Raw genomic sequence first — 24,114 nt, 5'->3', positions numbered from 1 at the left:
TTCAAAACAAGTTTGGATATGGTTTATAACAGGCTTTAAAAGATCCTCGGTAATAGGTAAATCGTTGTCCTTATAGGGAAAACACAGTAGATAAACAATCTACTAGATCAATCTTGATATACTTTAAATTAGATTCTTTAGCAACTTTATTAAATAACTTTTCTTTTGTGCTGGGTGTATGCCCTTCATTATAAAAAAAAGTATCAAAATAATTAGTAGCTGAATTGGCAATATCTTTTTGAAATTGATTTTGATAAGTTGTATTTGAGATACTTAGTTCTTTTATTAAAGGTATATTTAAGATATTTGCTAAATTTTTTTGTTCACTTGCTAAGTTTGATATTATTTGTGATACTTGATTTTGTATAATAAAATCATATATTTCACGAAATTCTGAATCCGGTACATTGTCTCTTAAAGCTTCTCTTATTGACCTGCTACTACAATTCCCTAAAGTTTGTCCGGTAACTGTTCTTCTTGAATCAGCTATTGGATTAATAAATTGCTCCGATTTGAATCTGTTGATTTCGTTATTATGAGCTTTTATTGTTTCTATTTCATTTATAGATAATATAGAAAATATAATATTCTTTATCTGTTTGATTTTTGAGTGCATATTTAATTGAGCTGAATTTTGCTTTACTTCTTGCTTCTATTGTTTCATTTATTTTAGATAATTGATCTTTTGGTGTTTGATTTAGTTTTGAATTATCTGCTCTTACCCCAGCACCGGCATTATATATATACGATAATTTTTTCCGTTTTCTTTAGAAGATTTTATAACATTTGCATGTAATCGTGTATTAGTAGGAGCATTAGAATATGATAAATATACTTCTCCAGTTTTTTGTAGTTTATCATATATTTCATCTGTAGTTTTTTCTAAAAATTTTTTTAACTGTTCTGCTGGTGGTAATTCATTTGAGCTAGTTAAATTACGTACTAAAAAGGATTGCTTATAAAGCTCATCTAAACCATCCATAAAATGGTCTAATTTTTTACCTGTATTTTCGTCAGGATTTTAAGCTTTATACACTAGCCGTTATAAAATGAGCTGAGCCTAAATTATAATCTTTTGTAGATTTATCATAGGTACGGGCATCGTCAAGCATTTCGCAGTACTGAGTTGCTTTTGCTTCATACTCATATTTCCGTGTTATTTAAGGTTTGAGTGATATTTTCATAATGCTCTTTCAGCTTATTTTGGTTATTCTCTTTTAGAGCAGTATTTGTAAGTTGATTATCATTATTTATATTCTCAGCCATATTTTTAACTAATTAGTTAAACAGGGATAAAAATAATCATGTATTACGAATAAATAAATGTCAATAATTACTCACCTCAATATATCTACTTTATCTAATTGTTCCCATGTAAAATTTTTGTCTTCTCGGCCGAAATGATCGTAAGAAGCCGTTTTTGATAATATGGAGTGCGAAGCTTAAGATGTTTAATAATTCTTCCTGGATGCATATCAAAATGCTGTGTTATGAGCTTAGTAATTTGTTCGTTGCTTAATTTGCTAGTACCGAAAGTTTTAGTATAAACAGATACGGGAGCAGCTACGCCTATTGCGTAGGATATTTGTATTTCACAGCGATCGGCAAGTCTTGCTCCTACTATATTCTTAGCAATATAGCGTGTCATGTAAGCAGCCGATCTATCTATTTTTGTTGGATCTGTTCCAGAAAAGCAACCGCCACCGTGTCTTGCTATTCCTCCATAGCTGTCCACGATAATGTCCCTACCGGTTAAACCGCAATCTGCAACGGGACCGCCTATAACAAACCGGCCTGTCGGATTAATTAGGTATTTAGTATCTTTATGAAGTAAATTGCTTGGTAATGCCTGTTTAATAATTTCTTCCATTACTGTCAATAAGGTCTTTTTGTTGTATTCCCGGATGATGCTGAGTTGATCAAACTACTGCATCAATGGCAATTGGTTTGTTATTTTCATATCGTAACGTGACTTGTGTTGCATCGGCTAAGCCAAGATATTTTGTTTACGTAAATATGCTTGCCTTTTCATTAATAAATGAGCGTAGTAAATCGGTACGGGCATGAAAATATCCGTTTCATTACAGGCATAACCGAAAACCATACCTTGGTCTTCTGCACCTATTTCATTGTCATTTGCATTGTCAACACCCATAGCTATATCGGGTGATTGTTTAATGATAGCTGAAATTACGGCACAACAGCTACCGTTAAATCCATAATTTGGATTATTATAGCCGATTTCTTGTATCTTGCTACGTACTATTTGCTCAATATCCACATAGATAGGTACTAGTAGTAATTTTGCCGCTCACTAGAACTAGACCGGTTGTTACAAATGTTTCACCGGCAACACGACCGTTAGGGTCTTGTTTTAGAATCTCATCAAGTACCGTATCTGAAATTTGATCGGCAATTTTGTCCGGATGTCCTTCAGAAATTGACTCAGACGTGAATATAAAATTCTTCAAATGTTATATTAATATATGATGTTTTATGTCATTCCAGCAAAAGTGGGAATGACATCAGGTCATGCAATAACGCCGCCTTTAGCTAGGAAAATAATACACCTTCAATGAATTTCCATCCAGTTATTACCTGCTCTAATTTCGGTTATAATCGGTACATCCATATGAGTAGAATTTTCCATGATTTTTTTAATAATAGGTGTTATAATTTCTACTTCATCAATCGGTGCTTCAAATAGTAATTCATCATGAATTTGCAGTACTAATCTTGTTTTAAGTTTACGTTTTTCTATTTCTTGATCTAGCTTGATCATAGCAATTTTAATTATATCGGCATTAGTTCCTTGAATCGGAGCATTAATAGCCGCACGTTCTGCAAATTGTTTAAGCTTTTTATCATGAATTAGAGGTACAAAACATTTTCTGCCAAAGCAATTTGTGACATAGCCGTTGCTACTTGCAAAAGCTTTTGTTTGCTCCATATATTCTTGCACTCCTTTATATTCAGCAAAATATTTCTTGATATATTCGGATGCTTCACCGTTAGTAACGTTTAATTGCTTAGCAAGCCCAAAAGCACTTATACCGTAAATGATACCAAAATTTATAGCTTTTGCTTTACGTCTATGTTCGCTAGTTAGTTCGTGTTTTTGTAAGTTAAAGATCTGACAAGCAGTTTGAGTATGGATATCGTTTTTATTGATAAATGCTTGTTTTAGTGCATCTATATTTGCGATATGGCTTAATATTCTAAGCTCAATTTGAGAATAATCGGCAGATATTAATTTATAACCTTCTTCAGCAATAAAAGCTTGTCTGATTTGATTCCCCTCACTAGAGTGAATAGGTACATTTTGTAGATTAGGTTCTTGTGAGCTAAGTCTTCCTGTAGTGGTAGAAGTTTGTAAAAATGTCGTATGTACTCTATGTGTTATATTATCTATCTGTTTCGGCAAACTATCGGTGTAGGTATTCTTTAATTTTGTCAGTTGCCGCCATCTTAATAACAAATCTGCAATATTATATCCATGCTCACTAAGTTTTTCTAGTATTTCCGCTCCTGTTGAGTAAGAGCTTGCTTTAGCTGAAGTTTTACCGAAAGGTAATTGCATTTTTTCGAACAGGATTTCGCCTAATTGTTTTGGCGAACCAATATTAAATTTAGTTCCGCTAAGAGCAAAAATTGCTTCTTCAAGTTTTAGAATTTCTGTTCCAAATTCAGCGGATAATTGTTTTAGGTAATTAGCATCTACTGTAATACCCACTTTCTCCATTTTATCTAAAATAAAACAAATAGGTAAATCAATGTTGCTATACAGTCTAAAGGTTTTGTTGTCTTTAAGCTCCAATATAGTTTGCTTATAAAGTGCGATAAAGTTTATTACTATTTTTGCTGATTCGATAATTATATTTGCTATCAAAGTTTCTTTCAAAACTTCTTTAAATAAATTTTTCTGTGCTAAACCGGCAGATAATGCATACTGCATTAATTCTAAATCTTCTATAGCAGTAACGTCATGAGATTGGTTTGCATAAAATTTAAGTAGAGGTTTAAGAGAGTAAGTAATTTTTTTTATGGATTTATCGGTTAGTAAATTGAAGATTATATCCGAAAACCAGTTGTTATTAGTTTTAGTATTATAAGAAAATAGATCATGAGAAGTGTTTGAAATTTTAATAATATAGCTTTGGTTTTGCAGTGATAAAATAAAAGCAAGATTAGCTCCTTTATGCTGTAATAAATATATCCCGAATATTCCTATTTTTTCGGCTTCTTTAGCAAAGTCTGCTAACTCATTAGCATTATTAATTTCTTTTATTTCCATTACTTTATTATCCGCTATCTCTTTGTGGTCATTAATTTTAATATCCAATAAATTTTCTACTCTTTTATATAAAGATCTAAAACCGTATTCCTGTAAAAATTCTGTTAATTTATCGCTATTTGGAGGTGACCATTCTAAATTATTTAGCTGAAAATCTAAATCAACATTAGAATCAAGCCCTATTAACTGCCATGAAATTAACGCCGCTTCTCTTGAATTTTGTAAAGTTTCACGTTGTTTTATGTTTGAGACTTTGTCTAAAGAGTTAAATATATTTTCTACAGAACCAAATTGCGTTATAAGACTACTTGCAGTTTTTGGTCCAATAGATGGCACACCTGGAATATTATCCGATCTATCGCCGATTAAAGTCATTACTTCACGTAATTTATCAGAAGTAGTGCCAAATTTTTTAACAACATCATCCTCCGTAATATATTTCCCTTTTAACGGATCATATATCTTGATATTTTCAGTCATTAACTGTAATAAATCTTTATCGGAAGAGATAATGACTACATGTTTGCCAAGTGCAGCAGTTTTAGTAGCAAAAGTTGCGATAATGTCATCGGCTTCATAACCGTTCTTCTCTAGAATAGGAAAATTTAAGTTACTTGCAACATCACGAACTAAAGGTAATTGTACAATTAAATCGTCAGGGGGTGGAGGGCGGTTAGCTTTATAGTCGGGATAAATCTGATGGCGAAAATTTTTCCCGCCGCTGTCAAATACTACAGCGACATGTTTAGGCTTAAAGTCGCTCAGTAATTTTAGCAGCATTGAAGTAAAACCATAAAGAGCACCGACAGGCTCGCCTTTTGGTGAAGTTAAAGGTTGTTGTGCATAATAGGCTCTAAAAACAAATCCGTATCCGTCTATGAGCAATAAAGTATTTTTTTGAGTCATTTTATGATTTTATTTTTAATTAAATCGTCATTGAGAGGAAATTGCATAGCAATTAACGAAGCAATCTCAGGAGTTTATTATTTTATGAGATTGCCGTGCAGCCTACGGCTGCTCGCAATGACGACTCAATATTCGTGCGGGCAATGACGTAGCAAAACCTCACAATCCCACTAGATTTCTAGCAAAATCATGTCGGTTGAATATTTTTAAGTCCTCTATCTTCTCGCCTATACCGATAAAGTATAAGGGTAAATTAAATTTTTGTACTACTCCGACAATTACGCCCGCTTTAGCACTGCCGTCTAGTTTAGTCACGATAAGCCCCGTCAAATTAGTAGCATCATTAAAATGTTCTACTTGGTTATAAGTATTTTGTCCGGTAATAGCATCAATGACTAAAACGCTATGAGTAGGGGCATTCTCGTCTAGTTTTTTTATAACTTTTACAATCTTAGACAGTTCATCCATCAAATTTTTCTTATTATGAAGCCTACCTGCCGTATCGATAAAAAGTATATCGATATTTTGTTTTATCGATTCTTCCATCCCGCGATAAGCAACACTCGCAGGGTCAGCCGATTCTGCACTGGTAATAAGTAGTGCATTTGCTCTATCTGCCCAAGTACTTAGCTGATTTACGGCAGCTGCTCTAAAAGTATCGCAGGCTGCAACTGCTACTTTTTTCCCTTGTGCCGAGTACATTGCAGCAAGCTTACCTATAGTCGTGGTTTTACCTGCTCCGTTAACACCGCAAACTAAAATTACGTTTAATTTATTTTCGCTTAAAGTAAAAGGAATTTCTGATTTTGATAGCTGCTGCTCTATTAATTTAGCAAGGGCTTCTTTTACTGTATCACTATCTATTTCTTTGTCAAATTTTATCTTTTTAAACTCTTCAATAATATTAGTTACTACCGAAACGCTCATATCACTTGAGATAAGTAGTTCTTCTAGCTCTTCTAGAGTTTCTGCATCTAATTTTTTCTTGTAAAATATTTTGTCGATACCTCCTGATATTTTATTAGAAGTTTTAGATAAACTTTGTTTTAATTTACTAAATATCGAAATCATATTAGATAGTTTTTTGTTTTATGGGTATTTTTATGGGTATTGGTGTTACGCCTGCGTGAGTATCAAATCGTCATTGCGAGGAAATTACGTAAGTAATTGACGAAGCAATCTCAGGAGTTTATTGTTATTTCATGAGATTGCCATGCAGCCTATGGCTCACAATGATGATTAAGAAGGTACTTATCTCTTTTTCTTATTTTTGCTTTTGTTTTTATTTCCGTCAGTGGTTTTATTGAATCTACCTAAATTTTTAACAAATTTTTGTAGTCCGTTAAGTTCCGTGCCATATGTCCTAGTATATTCATGGACTATTTCTATATCTTGTCTATGAGAATCATCTATTACTACTACTTCCTGCATAAAGTTATTAGCATCAAACGTAATTTTTACTATCTTCTGCTTTTCAATTTTTGGATTGAGCCAAGCTCTTTGAGACATAACTCTTTCAACATAATACCAGGTATTTTGGGAATATTCCGGTATCATAGTAGGCGTACCTATTAACTCTACAACTTCTGTTTTATTTAGTTTTTTAGACTCTAATTTTACAAGTGCCGAATCATCTATGGATTGTCCTCTATTTTCGATAGTTTTGCAGCCGCTTAAGGAACAAAAGGCTAATATACTAAAAATGCATGTTATAAAAATTTTCATAAGTTTAATTTTATCTAGATTTTATTACAAGATTATAATATACTGCTCCACTAATTTGACAAATACTTTTTATTTATATTTAGAGAGGCTAATAATGGCAGTTCCAAAGAAAAAAACATCAAAATCAAGACGTAATATGAGACGTTCGCACTTAGCACTTGGTAAAGTTAACGTAATAGTTGATTCGCAAACCGGTGAATATAAGCTTTCGCATCACGTTTCTTTAGTCGACGGTACTTATAATAATCGTCCAGTAGTAACAAAGAAAATTAAAACTGAAGAAGTAGCCTAAAAGATTTATGACCTGTAAAATTATTGGTTGCGGCGGGTATCTTCCTTCAAAAATAGTTAGTAATGACGAGCTTGCAAAATTCGTAGATACTAACGATGAATGGATTAGAACAAGAACAGGTATTACGCAGCGTCATATAGCAGGTGATACAGAATATACTTTCCATCTTGCTTTAAAATCAGCTGAAAAAGCTATAGCAGATGCAGGGATATCGGTAAATGATATTGATTTAATTATTACATGTACTACTACTCCCGATAATAGCTTCCCTTCGGTTGCCTCTAAGCTTCAAGGTTCTCTTGGTTTAACTAATATACCGTCTTTTGATTTACAAGCAGTATGTGCTGGTTTTGTTTATGGTTTACAAGTAGCAAATTCTCTCATCTCATCAGGTAAATATAAAACTATTTTGCTTATAGGAGCCGAGAAAATGACGTCGTTATTAGATTGGAATGATAGGACTACTTGCGTTTTATTCGGTGATGGGGCCGGTAGCGTAATATTACAGCGTAGTAGTGATGATTCCGGTTTAATAGATAGTAATATCTTCTCAAGCGGAGCTGATTATGAAATTTTATACACAAACGGTGGTGTAAGTATGAACGGTATTAGTGGCAAAATAGTTATGCAGGGGCAAAAATTATTTCGTCATGCAATAGAAAAAATGCAACAATCTATAAAAGATTTACTGCATGCTAATCAATTCAGTGTAAGCGATATTGATTATTTTATACCTCATCAAGCAAATATCCGTATTATAAATAAACTCGCTGAACTATTAAATATAGAAGAGCATAAAGTAGTAAAAACTGTAGAAAAACATGCTAACTGCTCTGCTGCTTCTATTCCGCTTGCTTTGAGCACTCTCAAAGCATCAGGCAAAATAAAAAAAGGTGATATTCTACTATTTTCAGCTATCGGTGCAGGTCTTACTTGGGGTAGTGCATTTATTAGATGGTGAATATACTCATTTTATTAGACATCTTCAGAAACGCTACTGCTAGAGGTAATTTGTATGTTGATCCTGTACTCGAATCCTCACGTACCTCTATGTACGCTGCGGTTCTGCGTGCCGTGTATCCTTCAAATGCCTCTTTATAAGCGAGTTTCTGAAGATGTCTATTTGAAAAATTGGCAACGCTACTTATTTGCTTATAAACATATTATATATATGCTGCGGTTATAAGCTTCAAAATTGATTCCTCTTTTCCCCATTAAACTTCATCTATCTATTTATCCAAAGTATATACTTATATTATAAAAATGATATTTTTACCACATTTATACATGAGTAATTGCATTTTATAATATTTTAGCCTTTAAACTAATAAAATAATGATATATACTAACTCACATAGCTTTTGGTTAGTTTAGTTTTATGACTAGCTAAAATGAATTCAATATTAATAAATTATAATCTCAAGGAGTTTAATTATGAAAACAAAAATTACATTAGCTTTTCTTGCATTATTTGTGCTTGCAGGGTGTAATACAACAAAAAGAGTACCACAATTTGACGGTAATATGAACCAAGGTGAAGAAACTTCATTAATGAAAGATTTCGAGAAGCATGCAGGAAATGCAGTATGGTTTGCTTTTGATAGCTCTGCTTTATCACCAAAGGCTAAAGAAGAACTAGAGAGACAAGCTTGCTGGTTATCAAAGCATCCTGAAGTAAAAGTTACTGTTGAAGGACATTGCGATGAAAGAGGTACCAGAGAATATAACTTAGGTTTAGGTGAAAGAAGAGCAGCAGCAGCGAAAAAATTCTTAGTTCATAAAGGAATCGATCATAACAGATTAAATACAATCTCTTATGGTAAAGATAGACCTGCTATGATGGGTAATACTGAAGAAGCTTTTGCTTATAATCGTAGAGCTGTAACAGTTGTACACCACTAAAATTATTTACTAATTATAGTATCCTAAAAGGTCGATTTTACTACTCGGCCTTTTTTATTTATAACTTGATGTTATTATTTATTGCGAAAGCGTTGATGCGTGGATACCAAATCGTCATTGCAAGCCATAGGCTGCGTGGCAATCTCATGAAATAACAACAAACTCCTGAGATTTTGCTTCGTCAATTACTTTGTAATTTCCTCGCAATGACGAAAAAACTGAACCATATTGCCCTGTGTTTTAGGCAATACCTCAAAAATATAAAAATTTTACTAGACTTAACTGCATTATAATTATATAAACTTCAAATGAAAAGGGGCTGTAGCTCAGTTGGTTAGAGCACGCCGCTCATAACGGTGTGGTCGTAGGTTCAAGTCCTACCAGCCCCACCACACAAATTCTTATTTAAATTCGCATTTAGCACTGAATTTATAATGATTAATCTAAAAACACTTTCTTGGTATCTTACTAAATTATATTCTAAGTGTTTCTTTATTATATTATTTCTTTTAATCGGGCTATTAATTATCTCAAATATTTTTGATCTTTTACAAAAATTCAAAAATATTTATGTTCCTTTTAGTTTTTTTTGGAGACTTATCTTATATAAGATTCCTTATTTACTAGGTCAAGTATCTTCGTTAATTAGTTTTACCGCTATGTTATTTTTTCTTAGAAATCTAACAAAAAATAATGAATTAACGGCTATGTTATCTAGCGGTATTCATATTTGGCAAGTGCTTGTTATTCCATGTATTGTAACTTTAATGTTAGGTATAGTGTTTACGACTATATTGAATCCTATCGGTACTATAGGCTTACAAAAATATGAGTTATTAGAAGCAAAACTAACTAAAAAAGCCTTGAGTGAGGGTATAATATATAAATCAGGCTTATTATTTTTTGAATCTTTAAATAATGAAACTCAAATTATCCACACACAATTTATTAATGTTGCCGAGAAAAAATTAAATAATATTACAATTTTATTTGTTGATCATAATAATTCTTTTTTAAAGAGAATTGATGCATTATACGGTATTATTGAAAATAAAATGTTACATTTAAATAGAGTTAAAGTTTTCACAAAAGAGGAAACTAAGGCTTACAATAATTTAACTATGCCAACAAATTTATCAATTAATAGTTTAGTAAATAAATTTATTCGTCCTGAAATGGTTTCTATTTGGGCTTTACCTAAATTAATTAATGAATTATTAAATTCAGGGTTACCAGCTATTAATTATCAAATTTATTATTACAAGCAATTATTTAAGCCTATAATGATGATGGCAACCGTAATTTTAGCAAGTTGTTTTATTAGTCTTAAACAGCATGATAATTCCCAAGAAAAAATACTGCTATTAGGTTTATTTTCAGGTTTTATAGCATATTCGTTATCAGAAATATTATTAAAAATACTTACTTATAATAATTTGTCTTTAATTGCTGCTATTTTATTACCTAGTATGCTAATATTTTTTATTAGTAACTTTATTATGTTACATTATAAAGAAATTTAATATAGGACTGTTTATTTTGTCAACAGTTCTATAGAAGTGTTTTTAGAATTTAGAGAGAAAAAATAAAATGATAATGAAATTTTTGGAAGGGTTTTCTTCCGGTATGGCCATAGATCTTGGTACGGCAAATACTATTGTCTATCAAAAAAATTGTGGAATTGTTCTAAGGGAACCTTCTGTTATTGCGTTAATAAAAAAAGACGGTGCTTTTGTGCCTTATGCTTATGGTCATGAAGCAAAAATGATGCTTGGGCGTACTCCTACGGATATTGAAGCAAAAAGACCTTTAAAAGATGGTGTTATTGCTGATTTTAAGGGTGCAGAGGAAATGATAAAGTATTTTATTAGAATGGTGCATAATCGTCGCTCTTTTTTTGGGCCGACAATTGTTATTTGTGTGCCTTCCGGTTCTACGCCGGTTGAGCGTCGTGCTATCCAAGAAGCGGCAGAAAGTGCAGGGGGGAGGGATGTCTATTTAATTGAAGAACCTATGGCGGCAGCAATCGGAGCAGGGCTACCCGTAACGGAAGCGACCGGTTCGATGATTGTTGATATTGGAGGAGGTACTACCGAAGTTGCGGTTTTGTCACTAGGGGGCATAGTATATGCAAGGTCGGTAAGAGTCGGCGGTGATAAGATGGATGCAGCTATTATCTCATATATAAGAAGGCACTATAACCTATTGATAGGTGAGGCTACTGCCGAAAAAATAAAGCAAGAAATAGGTACGGCTTATGTAGATGAAAATGCTGAGCCGAGAAAGATGGAAATTAAAGGACGTGATTTAATTTACGGTATTCCTAAAGAAATGATATTGAACGAAAGACAAATTGCTGATAGTCTAATTGAACCGGTAAGTCAAATTGTTGAAGCGGTAAAAGTAGCACTAGAAGCCACACCTCCTGAATTATCTTCAGATATAGTTGATAAGGGAATTGTTTTAACGGGCGGCGGCTCATTATTACAAAATCTTGATTTTGTTCTTAGTGAAGCCACTAAATTGCCAGTAATAGTTGCAGATGATGCCCTCTCTTGTGTAGCGCTTGGAACAGGAAAAGTACTTGAAGATTTTACAAAGCTAAAACATGTACTATTTAAACAGGATTAAAAATGGCAATACTTGCAAATAGAGTAAAAAATTCTTCAAATTCATTAGAATTAATAAGAATAATATCAAATACTCTTAAGCGTTTTTTTGTTATATTTGGGCTTGGATTGTCTGTATATTTATTTTTTACTACACCTAAAAAAATATCTAGTATATCACTTGAAGTAACTGGTAGTATAGTATCAACTGGTTTAGCAGTTTATGAAGATATATTTGAATATATAAATTCAATAACACAAAAATTTGTTTATTTTCAAGATTTAGAACGAAAAAATATAGAACTTAAACTTGAGATAGCAAGATTACAACATTTACAAAGTGAAGTAGAATCGGTAAGAGCTGAAAACATTGCATTAAAAGATTTGTTAACGATTGCTGAGGAAGAAGAATTTGAATATATTACTACTAAATTACTGAGTGTTTCCTTTAATCCCTTTTCTAGAACTGCTTTGATTGCTGCAGGTAAAAAGCAAGGCATTGAACCTGATCAAATCGTTGTTAATTCAGGAAAATTAGTAGGGAAAGTAATAGAAGTGAGTAATAATTATGCTAAAGTAATGTTAATTAGTGATGTTAATTCTAGAATACCTATTAAAGCTAATTCTTCAAGAGAACAAGGTATTTTAGCAGGTAATAATAATAATAGTAAAATTTTATACTTGCCTAGCAATCATTTAGTACAGAAAGATGAGGAGATAGTAACCTCTGGACACGGTAATATTTATCCTGCAGGTATTTTAGTGGGCTATGTGTCTAAAGTTACGGAACATGATGTGATGGTAAACGTAGCAGCTGATCTATCTAAAACGGAATTTGTACAAGTATTATTGCCTAAGGAGTAATTTCTGTTTTTTTGTACTCTGTCATTACCGCAGAATCGGGGCTTTGTTGCATGGACCGGTACCATCCCCTGTGTGTTACCCTGTGGCTTGACCACGGGGGCCAAACAACAATAAAAAATACTAATAATTTTAGTATTTTTAACTGGATCCCGCGATCAAGTCGCAGGATGACAGAGGTGGCATTGATCCACGCAACAAAGCTTTCCCGTGTAGGTGGGAATTTAGCAAAATAACTTCAATATTGTTACAGAAGTTATATATTTGATAAAATAACCATATAAAAACTTGTTTTTATATGGTGTTACTAGATTTTCATCTACGCGGGAATGACATTGAGTAGGCTTTTCGATCCATGTAACAAGGCTGGTAATACTCGACACACTTTGTATATATCTATCTATCCTTTATTTATTCAGAGGTTATTAATATGGCACTTGCTACTAAAGTAAAAGAATTTTTAGAAGAAAAATTAAAACAAGAAAAGATAGATCGTAAATATCTTGCCGAAGTCACTAATATCCCTTATACGACTGTTAGCAGAATTATGAGAGCGGAAGCTAATCGTGAATTCAACCCTGAAATAGATACTATTTTAAAAATAGCAAAATATTTTAATTGTACTATGGATGAGGTAATAAAAAGAAAAGTACAGAATAATTCATAAAGCTTGATACAAGCGAATTTTGCATAATTCGCCTGTACTCATGTAGTTTACCTACTGTTTTCGCAGGCTTGCATTTAAATTCATCTTGTCTAAATCTTTCTAAAATATGCTGTACCTACGAAATAAAACATAAAATATGACAACAAAAAAGACAAGAGTTCTGCAGAAATTCGCTTATAGAGAAGAATTTAAAGGAGACATGGAACGTAGCATCGCAGCGACGTCTAAATTACCTCTAGAAGTAGAACTTTCGAGGAACTCTAAAGGACTGATTATAATTTTATCTTCCCCTTCAGGTACAGGTAAGTCGAGTTTAGCTAAAGCATTATTGAAAATAGATAATAATTTGCGTTTATCTATTTCGGCAACTACAAGAAAACCACGTTTAGGAGAAGTAGAGGGCATAAACTATTACTTTAAGACCGGTCTAGAGTTTGACGAATTAGTTAAGCAGAATAAATTCCTTGAATATGCTAAAATATACGATAATTATTACGGTACGCCTAAAGAATATGTCGAAATATTATTAAATCAAGGCTTGGATGTTTTGTTTGATATTGATTGGCAAGGAGCAAGGAGTATTAAGAAAAATGCTACTAAGGTTGTTGCTATATTTGTATTGCCTCCTAATATTGAAGTATTGGAACAACGCTTAAGAAATAGAGCGACCGATAATGAAGAAGCAATAAAATTACGTATGCAGTCGGCACAAAACGAAATATCACATGCTAATGAGTATGATTATGTAGTTACTAACGATGACTTTGACCGGACGCTTAAAAAAATACATGCGATTATAGTTGCAGAACGAGAAAAAGCGTTTTGACTTTGTCGTTTTTTCTTTCTATACTGAGAATTAGATATTATGTTTCTAATTTTCATGGTACTAATTTAAATGCTTAGAAAACAATTCCTTTCATCAATAATAAAACATTTTAAAACTCATAAAGTTTGTGCCTTGTTAGGACCAAGGCAGTGCGGAAAAACTACACTTTCTAAACAATTCGTAGAAGCTTATAATATTCCTAAAATCAATATTTTTGATCTTGAAAATCCTTTAGATTTAGCAAGATTAAATGAACCGATGCTTGCTTTGTCTGATCTAAAAGGATTTGTTATTATTGATGAAATTCAGTATACGCCAAATCTATTCCCTATTTTAAGAGTTCTTGTTGATACAACTGATATTAAATTTTTAGTATTGGGCAGTGCATCAAGAGACTTAATTAAACAAGGTTCTGAAACACTAGCAGGTAGAATAGGTTATATTGAAATGACACCGTTTACCTTATCTGAAGTGTCAGGTACTCAGCAATTATGGATACGCGGCGGATTTCCTTTATCATATCTTGCCGATGATGAAGAGTTAAGTGCTTTATGGCGTCAGAATTACATTAAAACATTTTTAGAAAGAGATATACCAAATTTAGGTTTTACAATGCCGTCTATGCAGTTACGTAGATTTTGGTTAATGCTTTGCCATTATCACGCTAATATATTTAATGCTTCAGAACTTGGAAATTCTTTATCTATCTCATATCATACCGCAAAGCATTATTTAGATATTTTAGAGGGAACTTTTATGATCCGTATCTTGCAGCCTTGGTATGAAAACCTTAAAAAAAGACAAGTTAAGACTCCAAAAATCTTTTTTAGAGATAGTGGAATATATCACGCTTTATTAGGCTTAAATAATTATGAATCTTTAAGCACTCATCCTAAAATAGGTGCATCATGGGAAGGATTTGCCTTAGAACAAATTATTAGATATTATAAAGCCGAACCCGAAGAATGTTATTTTTGGTCATCTCATAATGGAGCGGAAATAGATCTTTTAATTTTTAAAAATGGAAAACGGTTGGGGTTTGAAATTAAATATACAAATACACCGAGCATTACAAAATCAATGCAAATATCTTTAGAAGATTTAAAACTTGATCAAATTAATGTAATATTTCCAGGTGAGATTAGCTTTAAATTATCAGAAAAAATACAGGCAATAGGTCTTTCAAGCTTAATTCAAAGTGATACAAAAGCTGCAACTATATAGTTACAGCTTTTAGAATGTTATATTATTTCACATCCGCCTTTAGAAGCTTTACCGGCAAGTTTGATATCTTTGGAAGCATTATCCACACAATTACCTAAATCTTGATTATATTGGTGGATTTGACTACTCGCTTGCATAGCGTCGTTAAATATTGCGTTATGTTGTTTTTGTTGTGCTTCAAATTGTACTTTTGCAGCTTCTAAAGCTGCTTTTCTTTGTTCAGGAGTTAAATTTTTAAATTTAGACATAAAATATTACTATTTAGTTAAATATTACTATTTTTAGTTAAATTCCTCTCGTTTTATTATTTGTAACTTTAATATTAGGAGTACGAGCAGGAGATAAACTCCCAGTATTAGTATCTTTTACTTGTGTTTGTTCTCTGATTTTATTAGCTAAAGATTTAGTTTTATCCACGTTAATTTTATTTATTACTTTATTATGATGCTCTATATCCTTTACAACGCCGTTTGTCTTAATTGCTTTATGCTGATTTTTTAGAACTACATATTTTTCATATGCGTCTAAATATTTTTCTGGTGCTTTTTTATAACGCTCTTTAATATCACTTCCTAATTTCTTTATTTTATCTTTATTTATGTTGTGTTCTTTTTCAAGTTTAATAATTTCTTGATCTAATATTTTTTTACTATTGTCAATCTTCTCTACATATGCCTTATGTATTTTTAGCATTTCTTGGTGAAATTCTAATTCTCCTTTTAATTCTTTAACTTTTTTTGGTGCTAAGCCTTTTTCTTGTAATTTTTGTGATAAATTCGTTATTGTTGTATTTAATTCATTTAATTCTGTATGTGCTTTTTTGTGTTCTTCAGTTATTTTTTTATGGTTTTTATGTAATACTTTATAAGCTTGATTTAGTTTAAATATTTCTTCATGAGTTAATATTTCACGATTTAACTCTTCATGATCAATAATGTTTTCCTTTTCCAGTTTATTTATTATCTTATCTAAACGTTTATTACTTTCTTTAATTCTTTTAGTATCTTTAGTAATATTTTTTATAAATTCATTATGCAAATTATTAAGTGCAGCAATTCTTTGTGCGATTTCTTTTTCTTCTTCGGCAAGTTTTATTGCACTTTGTGATTTTAGAAATTCTTCTTCTTGAACCCTAGCTTTCTCAATAGATTGTTCTACTTCATAGTTCTTGAGCTTAGTTTCAGCATTCTCTTTTAGATTGGATATATCAAAATTCAAGCCATATGAAGCTGCTTCGTTTTGTAAACTACTCAATTCTCCTAGAATTGTTTCTATTTGAGAGCGCGAATAAGAATTTTTAAGATGCTCTTTTAAATTATCGAATTTATATTTTAATGTAGCTGTTATATCAGACATACATGCTCATCATCTTTAATATTAACGCCAAGAAACGTTAACAAAAGTTAATAATCAAGTCAAGAAAATTTTAATAAAAATTAATCTTATATTTCTAGCCATTGATTTAATAACTCGTCTAGTGTCTTTTTATCATTAATTAATTGGCTAGTAATGCGGTTATATTTTTGAGGATTATCTAAATATAGATTAACGTCTTCAAGTTCTTTTTCTAAGTGTTTGATGGATATTTCTAGCTTTTCAATATCGTTGGGCAATGTTTCAAGCAAACGCTGATATTTATAAGATAGCTTTTTATTTAGAGGTTCTTTTTGAGAAGTTAGTGGTAGTGGTTTTGAAGCTTTTTGGGCTATAGGAGAGGTAGTAAAATACTGCTTATAATCTTCATAACCTCCTGTTAAATCATGAATTTTACCTTGAGCGAAAACTAAAGTTCTAGTAACTAACCTATCTAAAAAGTCACGATCATGGCTCACGACTATTATAGTACCTGAATAATCTGCAAGTATATCTAGTAAAATTTCCAGACTATCCATATCGAGGTCATTAGTTGGTTCATCTAAAATTAACAGATTTCCAGGGTGAATTAGAATTTTTGCAAGTAATAATCTATTAGCTTCACCGCCTGATAAAATAGCAGTTTTTGCATTAAGTAGTTTAGGATTAAACATGAATTGTTTTAAATAACCGGCAACATGCATGGTTTTACCGTTTGGCAAAAATACTTGATCACCGCCTGTAGGACATAAAGTTTGTTGTAATGTATGATTAGACTCTAGTTTTTCTCTATGTTGATCAAAATATGAAATATCTAAATGACCGCCATATATAATTTTGCCGCTTTCAGGGGTAAGCTGTTTTGTTATTAGTTTGATAAAGGTAGATTTGCCTGAGCCATTTGCACCGATTATACCAATTTTTTCGCCTTTTTTTACACGAAAGCTAAAATTATCAATAATTTTAGTATTTTTATAACTAAAAGTAATATTATCTGCTTCAATAATGAATTTACTTTTAGCTATATTTTCGGCAAGTTCTGCCCTAACTCTTTGTGTTGCACTAGCTAGTTTTGCAGTCTGTTCTTGTGTTATTGCTCTTAAAGCTTTCAAATCCACAAGTCTCTTTTGATTCCGTTTACGTCTAGCAGTAACACCGGCATTTAACCATTCATTTTCTTGAGATAATTTTTTATTTAATTTCCGAAGAGCGGCTTCTTCTTGGTTTATGATAATTGTTTGCCATTCATCAAAAAATTTAAATCCTTTATCGGATTTACGTAAAATTCCTCTATCAAGCCACCAAATTTTATTAGTAACCTTTGAGAGGAATGTTCTATCATGACTAACGCAAATAATAGCACCGTTATAAGATTTAACAAATTCTTCTAACCATTCGATTGTTGCAATATCTAGATGGTTAGTTGGTTCATCAAGTAGTAATATTTCCGGCTCTAATATTAAAGCTTTAGCAAGGCTTGCTCTTCTCAGTTGACCACCTGAATAGGTGGATAAATTATCTGTTCCGTTGATTTGTAATTTTTCTAGAATTATATCGATTTGGTATTTATCTATTTCTTTTGTACTATCTGTTTGTTGTAAGACAAAATCATAAACAGTTAAATGAGTTTTTATAGAAATATCTTGTCTTAAATAACCGATTGTAACTAAAGGATCTTGAAATAATTCACCGTTATCTAACTCATAATCACCTGATATGACTTTCATTAAGCTTGATTTCCCGCAACCGTTACGTCCTATAAGACAAATCTTATCGCCTTTGTACAAATAAAGCTCTAAATCAGATAAAATTACTTTATCCGCAAAACTTAAGTTACCGTCTTTAATGTAATAAATTGGGGTCATAGTTGATTATTGGCTAGTTTTTATGTCATTCCTGTGAAAGCAGGAATCTAGAAAACTAACCTTAATATTGGTACAAAATTACATATTTGATAGAATAAAAATAAGTTTTTATATGTTTTACTGGATTCCTGCTTCGTAGGAATGACATTAGTTAAAGGTTGGTAGACAAAGTTTAATTTGGAAAAGCGCAAGGAATCCATAAGACCAGGAGCGGAACGTATACTTAATGCGTGAGTACCACAGTATAGGACTTTGTGCCAATTTTTCAAATTAAACGAGTATACTCTTAATCACTAAACTAGCATTAGTACCACCGAATCCGAACGAGTTGGAAAGCACGTAATCTATCTTAGCTTTCTTAGCTTTAAGTGCAACTAAATCTATATTCACCTCATCCATAGGGTTATCTAAGTTTAAGGTTGGCGGTGCAATCTGGTCTCTAATTGCAAGAACTGAAAAGATAAACTCAACACTTCCTGCTGCACCAAGCAAATGTCCTATTGATGATTTAGTAGAAGACATTAAAACTTTGGGATTCGCTTCTAAAAATAATTTTTGTACGGCTGCTAATTCTATCCCATCACCACGTGTAGTAGAAGTACCGTGTGCATTAATATAATCAATCATATCGGGCATGATATTTGCATCTAGCATTGCGTCTCTCATCGCTCTATAAGCTCCTCTACCTTCAGGATGTGGAGCTGTCATATGATAGGCGTCACCTGTAGAGCCGTATCCTATAACTTCACCGTAAATTTTAGCCCCTCGATTTAAAGCATGCTCATATTCTTCTAAGACTACAACGCCTGCTCCTTCACCCATAACAAAGCCGCTGCGGTCTTTATCCCAAGGTCTTGAGGCTTTTTCAGGATTATCGTTATATTTAGTACATAATGCTCTAGCAGCAACGAAACCTGCAACTCCGACAGGTGTAACTGGAGCTTCCGCACCGCCTGCGATCATAACATCGGCATAGCCGTGCTTTATTATACGCATAGCATCGCCTATAGCATGTGCCCCTGTAGAGCAAGCTGTTACTGCCGCTTGGTTTGGACCGCTAAAACCGTATTTTATAGAAACAAGACCGGATAAAAGATTAATTAATGAAGCGGGGATAAAGAAAGGACTAACTTTGCCGTTATTTTCTTGATAAAGTTTGATAGAGGTATCTTCGATCATTTTAAGCCCGCCGATTCCTGAACCTAATATCAAGCCGGTTCTATCACGAGATTTTTCATCGTCGGGTAACCAGCCGCTATCTTCAACTGCTTCGGTTGTGGCTGCTATTCCGTAATGGATAAATTTATCCATTTTACTTAGTCTATTAACGTCATCTGCTTGTGTGAAATTTTCAAGTTTAAATCCATCTTTCTCAGAGTTATCTATAAGTCCGGCAATTTTACACGCAAGTTTAGAAGTGTCAAATTCTGTAATAGTTTTTATACCGCTTACTCCATCTACAATATTTTTCCAAGATGAGCTAACATTCAGTCCAACAGGAGTAACAAGTCCAAGTCCGGTAATAACTACTCTTTTATTTACTCTTTGATTCGACATTTTTAATTATCTATTAGGGATTTAATTTATGCAGATTAAGATTGGCGTTCTTTGATATATTTTATAACATCGGATACGGTTTTAATTTTAGTGGCTTCATCATCAGGGATATCAATACCGTATTCAACTTCTATTGCCATCATTAACTCTACGGTATCAAGGCTATCGGCTTTCAAATCTTCTATAAATCTTGAATCCGTAGTTATTATCGATTTATCTTTATTTAGCTTTTCAGCAACCATTTCAATAACTTTCTGTTCGATCTTATCCGTTGTACTCATAATTTTGAACTCCATAAATCATTTAATTTTATATGCCGTATAATAGCGGTTATGCAGCTATTAGACCTTATTTTAACTTGTATGAATATTTATTTAAAACATTGCATTTTATCTTTAAAAGAACTTCTAGCACAAAAAATTATTTTATGCTAGCACAAAATAATCTTATTAATTTTTATACCATTAACATACCGCCGTTTACATGTATAGTTTGACCGGTAATATATGATGCCTGATCGCTTGCTAAAAATGCGACTGCGTTTGCCACGTCTTCCGGCATACCGTAAGTGCCTAGCGGAATTTTTTGTACTATAGCTTCTCTTTGTTTTTCATTTAGTTTATCGGTCATATCTGATTTAATAAATCCTGGAGCTACTGCGTTAACCGTAACCCCTCTGGTTGCAACTTCGTAAGAGAGCGATTTGGTCATACCTATTAAACCTGCTTTAGAAGCACAATAATTAGCCTGCCCGGGGTTACCTGAAATGCCTACTATTGAAGATATGTTAATAATACGTCCATACCTGTTTTGTATCATTTTTTTTATTGCTTCACGATTTAAAATAAAATTTGCTTTTAAGTTAATATCAATAACTTTATCAAAATCTTCATCTTTCATTCTAATTGCTAGCGTATCGCTAGTAATACCGGCATTACATACTAAAATATCTAACTTTGATGCTTTAGATATTAAATTGCTACATTCTTCCTTATCGGCAAGATTACATACTTCTATCGTATAATTATCTTTTACAACCTTTCCAAGGGATTTTAATTTTTCCTCATTACTACCGCTAATAATTACATGGCTTCCGAGTTTGTGCAGTAACCTCGCTATAGCTCCGCCTATGCCTCCTGAAGCTCCCGTAATTAAGGAAGTTTTACCTGTTAAATCAATCATTTGCTTCCTCCGTTTGACCAAGATTTATATTAGTAATTTTTGACGATTTTTCACGTATTATTTGCTCAATTTCGTTGGAAATTTGTGGATGTTCTTTTAAATATTGTTTGACGTTTTCACGCCCTTGACCTATGCGTATGTTCTTGTAGGAAAACCAAGAGCCGGATTTCTCAACAATATCAAGCTTAACTCCAAGGTCGATTATCTCGCCTTCTTTTGAAATACCTGAACCGTACATTATATCAAAATCTGCAGTTTTAAATGGAGGAGATACTTTGTTTTTTACTACTTTTACTTTGGTTTGGCTGCCTATTACTTCTTCTTTATCTTTAATGGAGCCGATTCTTCTTATATCGATCCTAACAGAAGCATAGAATTTTAAGGCATTACCGCCTGTCGTAGTTTCAGGACTACCGAACATCACACCTATTTTCATTCTGATTTGATTGATGAAAACAGTAATACAATTGGTGCGATTAATTGATGCGGTAAGTTTACGCAAAGCCTGGCTCATTAACCTTGCTTGAGAAGCCATTTGAGCATCACCCATTTCGCCCTCAATCTCTGATTTTGGTACTAAAGCCGCAACACTATCTATTATTATCATATCAATACCGCTGGAGCGAATTAATGTATCGGCAATTTCTAGGGCTTGTTCACCTGTATCGGGCTGTGAAATAATAAGCTCATCAATATTTACACCTAATTTTTTAGCATAAGCAGGGTCTAATGCATGCTCGGCATCAATAAAAGCACATGTACCACCCTTTTTTTGAGCTTCTGCAATTAAATGCAATGTTAGAGTGGTTTTACCTGAGCTTTCAGGACCGAAAATCTCGATGATTCTACCTTTGGGAACACCGCCGATTCCAAGAGCTATATCTAGCCCAAGTGAGCCGGTCGATACGGCCTCTATATCAATATTCGGACGCTGCCCTAGTTTCATTACCGAACCTTTACCGTAGCTTTTTTCAATTTGTGCGAGTGCTGCAGCAATGGCTCTTTCCTTATCTGTATTTGACATAAATTTCCATATTATAAACTTACCAATTAAAATATAAGTTTGAGAAAGAAAAATCAAATTTTATTTATGTTATTGTGCTTGTAAGATTAAATCTTGACTTCCATACTAGGTGATGCTTAGATGTTAAATTTACTTGTGTTATGGTTAATTGATTTGGACTTGCTTACTATGTTACCAACTGAATTAACCTAGGACTATTAACAAAATAAATTTTAAAGCTAATTAAATTACTTGTTAACAGTTCCATAGTTCTCAAAAAAGATAGATTTAGTAAAACCCTTATTAAATAACTTATCACATATGGTATCACAATTCCCGCAAACTGAATATATCGCTAAAGATAATTCATCATCTATATCTATATAAATTTAGATGGCATATTTAAATTATTTTAAGCATTTGCTTACTTTTGGTATCGATGGATGCTACAGTCTTGTATGTTGTTATGCCTACTATAATCCTTGATTTAAAACCATCTAATTTACAACAATTATGGATAATCAATGCATATGCATTAGTATTATCAGGTCTTCTAATTACCGCAGGTGCATTAGGAGATAGATTTGGGCGTAAAAGATTATTACTTTGTGGGACTTCTAGTTTTTTCCATCGCTTCAATGTTAGTTTATGTATTTGATAGTGCATGGGGATTAGTATTATGTTGTGTTTTACTTGGGTTAGGAGGATCAGTGATGATTTATAATACACATGAACGTATGATCGCAATATTCGTGTGGGGAATAATGGCAACCGTAGGAGCAGCTATAGGACCAGTACTAGGAGGAGTATTGGTTGAGCTTTTAAGTTGGCAGTTTGCATTTTTTATAAATGCACCTATTGCATTAGTAATTATTGTTTTTGGCAGCATAGTTTGGATTCCTGAATCATCTAATCCTAGTAGTGAACCATGGGATTGGATAGGAGTATTTCAATCATTTTGTGGGATGGCAGCTTTAGTTCAAGGCATTAAGATGTTGGCTAAATACGGTATTATGAATCTAGCATCCGGCGGGATGCTATTAATTGGCATTGTGTTACTAATAATATTTACCTTACGCCAACTTAAAAGTGATGATCCGTTAGTGGATATGCGTTTATTCTTAATTAGCATTTAGTATAGGAGTAATAGTTTATTTGCTGATTACGTGTGCCTTAGGATTCATAATGTATCTTATGGTTACAGTTTATCAAAGGGTTAAGCCCTTTGTATGCAGGTCTTTAATATGTTGCCTGCAGCAGTTTTTGTTTTAATTGTATCTTTAGTTATGCCATATTTACTCACACGATTTATCGCACGTGTAATTAATGTTTAGTGGGCTTATCTTTACTACTATATCATTGATTTTATCTAGTATATTAGACTATAGAGATTTATTATCGAATACTATATGATATATCTTGGATTGCTTGGTATAGGAAGTAGTCTATGGCTCTCTACCACCGTAACAGTTATGATGAATGCAGTACCGGCAGAGAGATCCGGAGGTGCAGCAGCATTACAAGAAACAGCATATGAATTAGGTAATGTATTAGGTATAGCTGTTATTGTGAGTATTGTCTTTTATATATAGTAACAATCTAGTAATCCCTCACGGTGTTTCTGTATCAATGGCAGAAATAGCTCATGACTCAATCAGTGAAGGAATAATTATCAACTACCACCTTCATTTGCTCACGCATTAATTAAGGAGGTTAATGTTACTTTTATAAATGCATTTAATATAGTAAGTATTATTCTAGGAATAATCATGCTAATATTGGCGGGTGTGATTATGTATGTTCTTCCTCCTTTTAAAGCATCTACCTCTCTACATTAATATGATGAAC

General features: G+C 32.7%; 24 protein-coding genes, 1 tRNA gene and 3 pseudogenes. 13 read left to right on the top strand and 15 right to left on the bottom strand.

Annotated elements, in window-relative coordinates; all coding sequences use genetic code 11:
• Positions 1-70: 70 nt before the first annotated feature.
• The 7 genes and pseudogenes from ACPKKV_RS00435 to ACPKKV_RS00405 form a co-directional block, all read right to left on the bottom strand.
• Positions 71-616, bottom strand: coding sequence for a hypothetical protein (locus ACPKKV_RS00435; RefSeq protein WP_392505644.1), 546 nt, complete (start codon positions 614-616; stop codon positions 71-73).
• Positions 617-718: 102 nt separating this feature from the next.
• Positions 719-982, bottom strand: coding sequence for a hypothetical protein (locus tag ACPKKV_RS00430; RefSeq protein WP_392505643.1), 264 nt, complete (start codon positions 980-982; stop codon positions 719-721).
• A gap of 46 nt (positions 983-1,028) precedes the next feature.
• A pseudogene (locus ACPKKV_RS00425) lies at positions 1,029-1,266 on the bottom strand (hypothetical protein).
• Between the two features lie 71 nt (positions 1,267-1,337).
• Positions 1,338-2,471, bottom strand: a pseudogene (gene metK, locus ACPKKV_RS00420) (methionine adenosyltransferase).
• Positions 2,472-2,572: 101 nt separating this feature from the next.
• Positions 2,573-5,200 (bottom strand): DNA polymerase I, encoded by a 2,628-nt coding sequence (gene polA, locus ACPKKV_RS00415; RefSeq protein WP_392505642.1) that lies wholly within the window; start codon positions 5,198-5,200, stop codon positions 2,573-2,575.
• Positions 5,201-5,359: 159 nt separating this feature from the next.
• Entirely contained in the window at positions 5,360-6,271 is a 912-nt protein-coding gene (gene ftsY / locus ACPKKV_RS00410; protein ID WP_392505640.1) for a signal recognition particle-docking protein FtsY, read from the bottom strand.
• A gap of 180 nt (positions 6,272-6,451) precedes the next feature.
• Entirely contained in the window at positions 6,452-6,925 is a 474-nt protein-coding gene (locus tag ACPKKV_RS00405; RefSeq protein ID WP_392505639.1) for an outer membrane protein assembly factor BamE, read from the bottom strand.
• A 94-nt stretch (positions 6,926-7,019) separates the two neighbouring features.
• On the opposite strand from ACPKKV_RS00405, the gene rpmF reads away from it, so the two are divergent.
• Together rpmF and ACPKKV_RS00395 are read left to right on the top strand one after the other, a co-directional pair.
• Complete coding sequence (rpmF, locus tag ACPKKV_RS00400) at positions 7,020-7,217, top strand: 50S ribosomal protein L32 (protein ID WP_392505637.1); 198 nt, start codon at positions 7,020-7,022, stop codon at positions 7,215-7,217.
• Between the two features lie 7 nt (positions 7,218-7,224).
• The gene (locus tag ACPKKV_RS00395) at positions 7,225-8,178 is read left to right on the top strand and encodes a beta-ketoacyl-ACP synthase III (protein ID WP_392505636.1); all 954 of its coding nucleotides are present in this window, start codon (positions 7,225-7,227) and stop codon (positions 8,176-8,178) included.
• Here the strand turns inward: ACPKKV_RS00395 and ACPKKV_RS00390 are convergent.
• Positions 8,168-8,432 (bottom strand): annotated as a pseudogene (locus tag ACPKKV_RS00390) (palindromic element RPE1 domain-containing protein). The gene ACPKKV_RS00395 and the pseudogene ACPKKV_RS00390 sit on opposite strands and share 11 nt — an antisense overlap.
• Positions 8,433-8,651: 219 nt before the next feature.
• Here ACPKKV_RS00390 and pal point away from each other — a divergent pair.
• From pal to ACPKKV_RS00350, 8 genes are all read left to right on the top strand, one after another.
• Positions 8,652-9,119, top strand: coding sequence for a peptidoglycan-associated lipoprotein Pal (gene pal, locus ACPKKV_RS00385; RefSeq protein WP_392505635.1), 468 nt, complete (start codon positions 8,652-8,654; stop codon positions 9,117-9,119).
• Positions 9,120-9,434: 315 nt separating this feature from the next.
• A tRNA-Ile gene (locus ACPKKV_RS00380) sits at positions 9,435-9,511 on the top strand.
• A 42-nt stretch (positions 9,512-9,553) separates the two neighbouring features.
• Positions 9,554-10,642: an LptF/LptG family permease gene (locus ACPKKV_RS00375; RefSeq protein ID WP_392505634.1), complete on the top strand. Its 1,089-nt coding sequence runs from the start codon at positions 9,554-9,556 to the stop codon at positions 10,640-10,642.
• Between the two features lie 67 nt (positions 10,643-10,709).
• The gene (locus ACPKKV_RS00370) at positions 10,710-11,750 is read left to right on the top strand and encodes a rod shape-determining protein (RefSeq protein ID WP_392505633.1); all 1,041 of its coding nucleotides are present in this window, start codon (positions 10,710-10,712) and stop codon (positions 11,748-11,750) included.
• A gap of 2 nt (positions 11,751-11,752) precedes the next feature.
• Positions 11,753-12,592: a rod shape-determining protein MreC gene (gene mreC / locus ACPKKV_RS00365; RefSeq protein ID WP_392505632.1), complete on the top strand. Its 840-nt coding sequence runs from the start codon at positions 11,753-11,755 to the stop codon at positions 12,590-12,592.
• 427 nt (positions 12,593-13,019) lie between these two features.
• Positions 13,020-13,256 carry a helix-turn-helix domain-containing protein gene (locus ACPKKV_RS00360; RefSeq protein WP_004997409.1) on the top strand — a complete coding sequence of 79 codons (237 nt, stop codon included), beginning with the start codon at positions 13,020-13,022 and terminating at the stop codon, positions 13,254-13,256.
• Between the two features lie 136 nt (positions 13,257-13,392).
• Positions 13,393-14,082 carry a guanylate kinase gene (gene gmk, locus ACPKKV_RS00355; protein ID WP_392505630.1) on the top strand — a complete coding sequence of 230 codons (690 nt, stop codon included), beginning with the start codon at positions 13,393-13,395 and terminating at the stop codon, positions 14,080-14,082.
• Positions 14,083-14,151: 69 nt separating this feature from the next.
• Positions 14,152-15,306 (top strand): ATP-binding protein, encoded by a 1,155-nt coding sequence (locus tag ACPKKV_RS00350; protein ID WP_392505629.1) that lies wholly within the window; start codon positions 14,152-14,154, stop codon positions 15,304-15,306.
• Positions 15,307-15,323: 17 nt separating this feature from the next.
• Here the strand turns inward: ACPKKV_RS00350 and ACPKKV_RS00345 are convergent, their stop codons facing one another.
• From ACPKKV_RS00345 to recA, 7 genes are all read right to left on the bottom strand, one after another.
• Positions 15,324-15,554: a hypothetical protein gene (locus ACPKKV_RS00345; RefSeq protein WP_392505627.1), complete on the bottom strand. Its 231-nt coding sequence runs from the start codon at positions 15,552-15,554 to the stop codon at positions 15,324-15,326.
• 37 nt (positions 15,555-15,591) lie between these two features.
• A complete protein-coding gene (roaM, locus tag ACPKKV_RS00340) occupies positions 15,592-16,662 on the bottom strand; it encodes an actin-based motility regulator RoaM (protein ID WP_392505626.1) in 1,071 nt (356 codons plus the stop codon).
• A gap of 86 nt (positions 16,663-16,748) precedes the next feature.
• Positions 16,749-18,524 carry an ABC-F family ATP-binding cassette domain-containing protein gene (locus ACPKKV_RS00335; protein WP_392505625.1) on the bottom strand — a complete coding sequence of 592 codons (1,776 nt, stop codon included), beginning with the start codon at positions 18,522-18,524 and terminating at the stop codon, positions 16,749-16,751.
• Between the two features lie 270 nt (positions 18,525-18,794).
• Positions 18,795-20,081 (bottom strand): beta-ketoacyl-ACP synthase II, encoded by a 1,287-nt coding sequence (fabF, locus tag ACPKKV_RS00330; protein WP_392505623.1) that lies wholly within the window; start codon positions 20,079-20,081, stop codon positions 18,795-18,797.
• A 35-nt stretch (positions 20,082-20,116) separates the two neighbouring features.
• Entirely contained in the window at positions 20,117-20,377 is a 261-nt protein-coding gene (acpP, locus tag ACPKKV_RS00325) for an acyl carrier protein (protein WP_008579292.1), read from the bottom strand.
• A 160-nt stretch (positions 20,378-20,537) separates the two neighbouring features.
• Positions 20,538-21,263 (bottom strand): 3-oxoacyl-ACP reductase FabG, encoded by a 726-nt coding sequence (gene fabG, locus ACPKKV_RS00320; RefSeq protein ID WP_392505622.1) that lies wholly within the window; start codon positions 21,261-21,263, stop codon positions 20,538-20,540.
• The gene (gene recA / locus ACPKKV_RS00315) at positions 21,256-22,287 is read right to left on the bottom strand and encodes a recombinase RecA (protein ID WP_392505621.1); all 1,032 of its coding nucleotides are present in this window, start codon (positions 22,285-22,287) and stop codon (positions 21,256-21,258) included. Before recA ends, fabG begins: the two co-directional genes overlap by 8 nt.
• 445 nt (positions 22,288-22,732) lie before the next feature.
• Between recA and ACPKKV_RS00310 the strand changes: the two genes are divergently transcribed.
• The 3 genes from ACPKKV_RS00310 (at position 22,733) to ACPKKV_RS00300 (ending at position 23,858) form a co-directional block, all read left to right on the top strand.
• The gene (locus ACPKKV_RS00310) at positions 22,733-22,924 is read left to right on the top strand and encodes a hypothetical protein (RefSeq protein WP_424492220.1); all 192 of its coding nucleotides are present in this window, start codon (positions 22,733-22,735) and stop codon (positions 22,922-22,924) included.
• On the top strand, positions 22,905-23,402 hold the full coding sequence (locus ACPKKV_RS00305; RefSeq protein ID WP_424492230.1) for an MFS transporter: 498 nt from the start codon (positions 22,905-22,907) through the stop codon (positions 23,400-23,402). The genes ACPKKV_RS00310 and ACPKKV_RS00305 overlap by 20 nt, the downstream gene beginning before the upstream one ends.
• 273 nt (positions 23,403-23,675) lie before the next feature.
• Entirely contained in the window at positions 23,676-23,858 is a 183-nt protein-coding gene (locus tag ACPKKV_RS00300; RefSeq protein WP_392505618.1) for a hypothetical protein, read from the top strand.
• Positions 23,859-24,114: the final 256 nt, after the last annotated feature.

It is taken from the genome of Rickettsia finnyi, assembly GCF_049668125.1.
In the GTDB taxonomy this organism is placed as follows: domain Bacteria; phylum Pseudomonadota; class Alphaproteobacteria; order Rickettsiales; family Rickettsiaceae; genus Rickettsia; species Rickettsia kotlanii.
The sequence above is the reverse complement of the archived record's forward strand: the minus strand, read 5'-3'. Positions and strand labels throughout refer to the sequence as shown.

Excerpts from the sequence above, each read along its gene's own strand:
- ACPKKV_RS00350 (WP_392505629.1), top strand. The coding sequence starts at position 14,152 with ATGCTTAGAAAACAATTCCTTTCATCAATAATAAAACATTTTAAAACT.
- rpmF (WP_392505637.1), top strand. The coding sequence starts at position 7,020 with ATGGCAGTTCCAAAGAAAAAAACATCAAAATCAAGACGTAATATGAGA.
- ACPKKV_RS00430 (WP_392505643.1), bottom strand. The coding sequence starts at position 982 with ATGGATGGTTTAGATGAGCTTTATAAGCAATCCTTTTTAGTACGTAAT.
- ACPKKV_RS00305 (WP_424492230.1), top strand. The coding sequence starts at position 22,905 with ATGTTAGTTTATGTATTTGATAGTGCATGGGGATTAGTATTATGTTGT.
- pal (WP_392505635.1), top strand. The coding sequence starts at position 8,652 with ATGAAAACAAAAATTACATTAGCTTTTCTTGCATTATTTGTGCTTGCA.
- ACPKKV_RS00360 (WP_004997409.1), top strand. The coding sequence starts at position 13,020 with ATGGCACTTGCTACTAAAGTAAAAGAATTTTTAGAAGAAAAATTAAAA.
- gmk (WP_392505630.1), top strand. The coding sequence starts at position 13,393 with ATGACAACAAAAAAGACAAGAGTTCTGCAGAAATTCGCTTATAGAGAA.
- mreC (WP_392505632.1), top strand. The coding sequence starts at position 11,753 with ATGGCAATACTTGCAAATAGAGTAAAAAATTCTTCAAATTCATTAGAA.
- ACPKKV_RS00345 (WP_392505627.1), bottom strand. The coding sequence starts at position 15,554 with ATGTCTAAATTTAAAAATTTAACTCCTGAACAAAGAAAAGCAGCTTTA.
- ftsY (WP_392505640.1), bottom strand. The coding sequence starts at position 6,271 with ATGATTTCGATATTTAGTAAATTAAAACAAAGTTTATCTAAAACTTCT.
- roaM (WP_392505626.1), bottom strand. The coding sequence starts at position 16,662 with ATGTCTGATATAACAGCTACATTAAAATATAAATTCGATAATTTAAAA.
- ACPKKV_RS00300 (WP_392505618.1), top strand. The coding sequence starts at position 23,676 with ATGATATATCTTGGATTGCTTGGTATAGGAAGTAGTCTATGGCTCTCT.
- ACPKKV_RS00310 (WP_424492220.1), top strand. The coding sequence starts at position 22,733 with ATGCCTACTATAATCCTTGATTTAAAACCATCTAATTTACAACAATTA.
- ACPKKV_RS00370 (WP_392505633.1), top strand. The coding sequence starts at position 10,710 with ATGATAATGAAATTTTTGGAAGGGTTTTCTTCCGGTATGGCCATAGAT.
- ACPKKV_RS00335 (WP_392505625.1), bottom strand. The coding sequence starts at position 18,524 with ATGACCCCAATTTATTACATTAAAGACGGTAACTTAAGTTTTGCGGAT.
- recA (WP_392505621.1), bottom strand. The coding sequence starts at position 22,287 with ATGTCAAATACAGATAAGGAAAGAGCCATTGCTGCAGCACTCGCACAA.
- acpP (WP_008579292.1), bottom strand. The coding sequence starts at position 20,377 with ATGGAGTTCAAAATTATGAGTACAACGGATAAGATCGAACAGAAAGTT.
- polA (WP_392505642.1), bottom strand. The coding sequence starts at position 5,200 with ATGACTCAAAAAAATACTTTATTGCTCATAGACGGATACGGATTTGTT.
- ACPKKV_RS00435 (WP_392505644.1), bottom strand. The coding sequence starts at position 616 with ATGCACTCAAAAATCAAACAGATAAAGAATATTATATTTTCTATATTA.
- ACPKKV_RS00375 (WP_392505634.1), top strand. The coding sequence starts at position 9,554 with ATGATTAATCTAAAAACACTTTCTTGGTATCTTACTAAATTATATTCT.
- fabG (WP_392505622.1), bottom strand. The coding sequence starts at position 21,263 with ATGATTGATTTAACAGGTAAAACTTCCTTAATTACGGGAGCTTCAGGA.
- ACPKKV_RS00405 (WP_392505639.1), bottom strand. The coding sequence starts at position 6,925 with ATGAAAATTTTTATAACATGCATTTTTAGTATATTAGCCTTTTGTTCC.
- ACPKKV_RS00395 (WP_392505636.1), top strand. The coding sequence starts at position 7,225 with ATGACCTGTAAAATTATTGGTTGCGGCGGGTATCTTCCTTCAAAAATA.
- fabF (WP_392505623.1), bottom strand. The coding sequence starts at position 20,081 with ATGTCGAATCAAAGAGTAAATAAAAGAGTAGTTATTACCGGACTTGGA.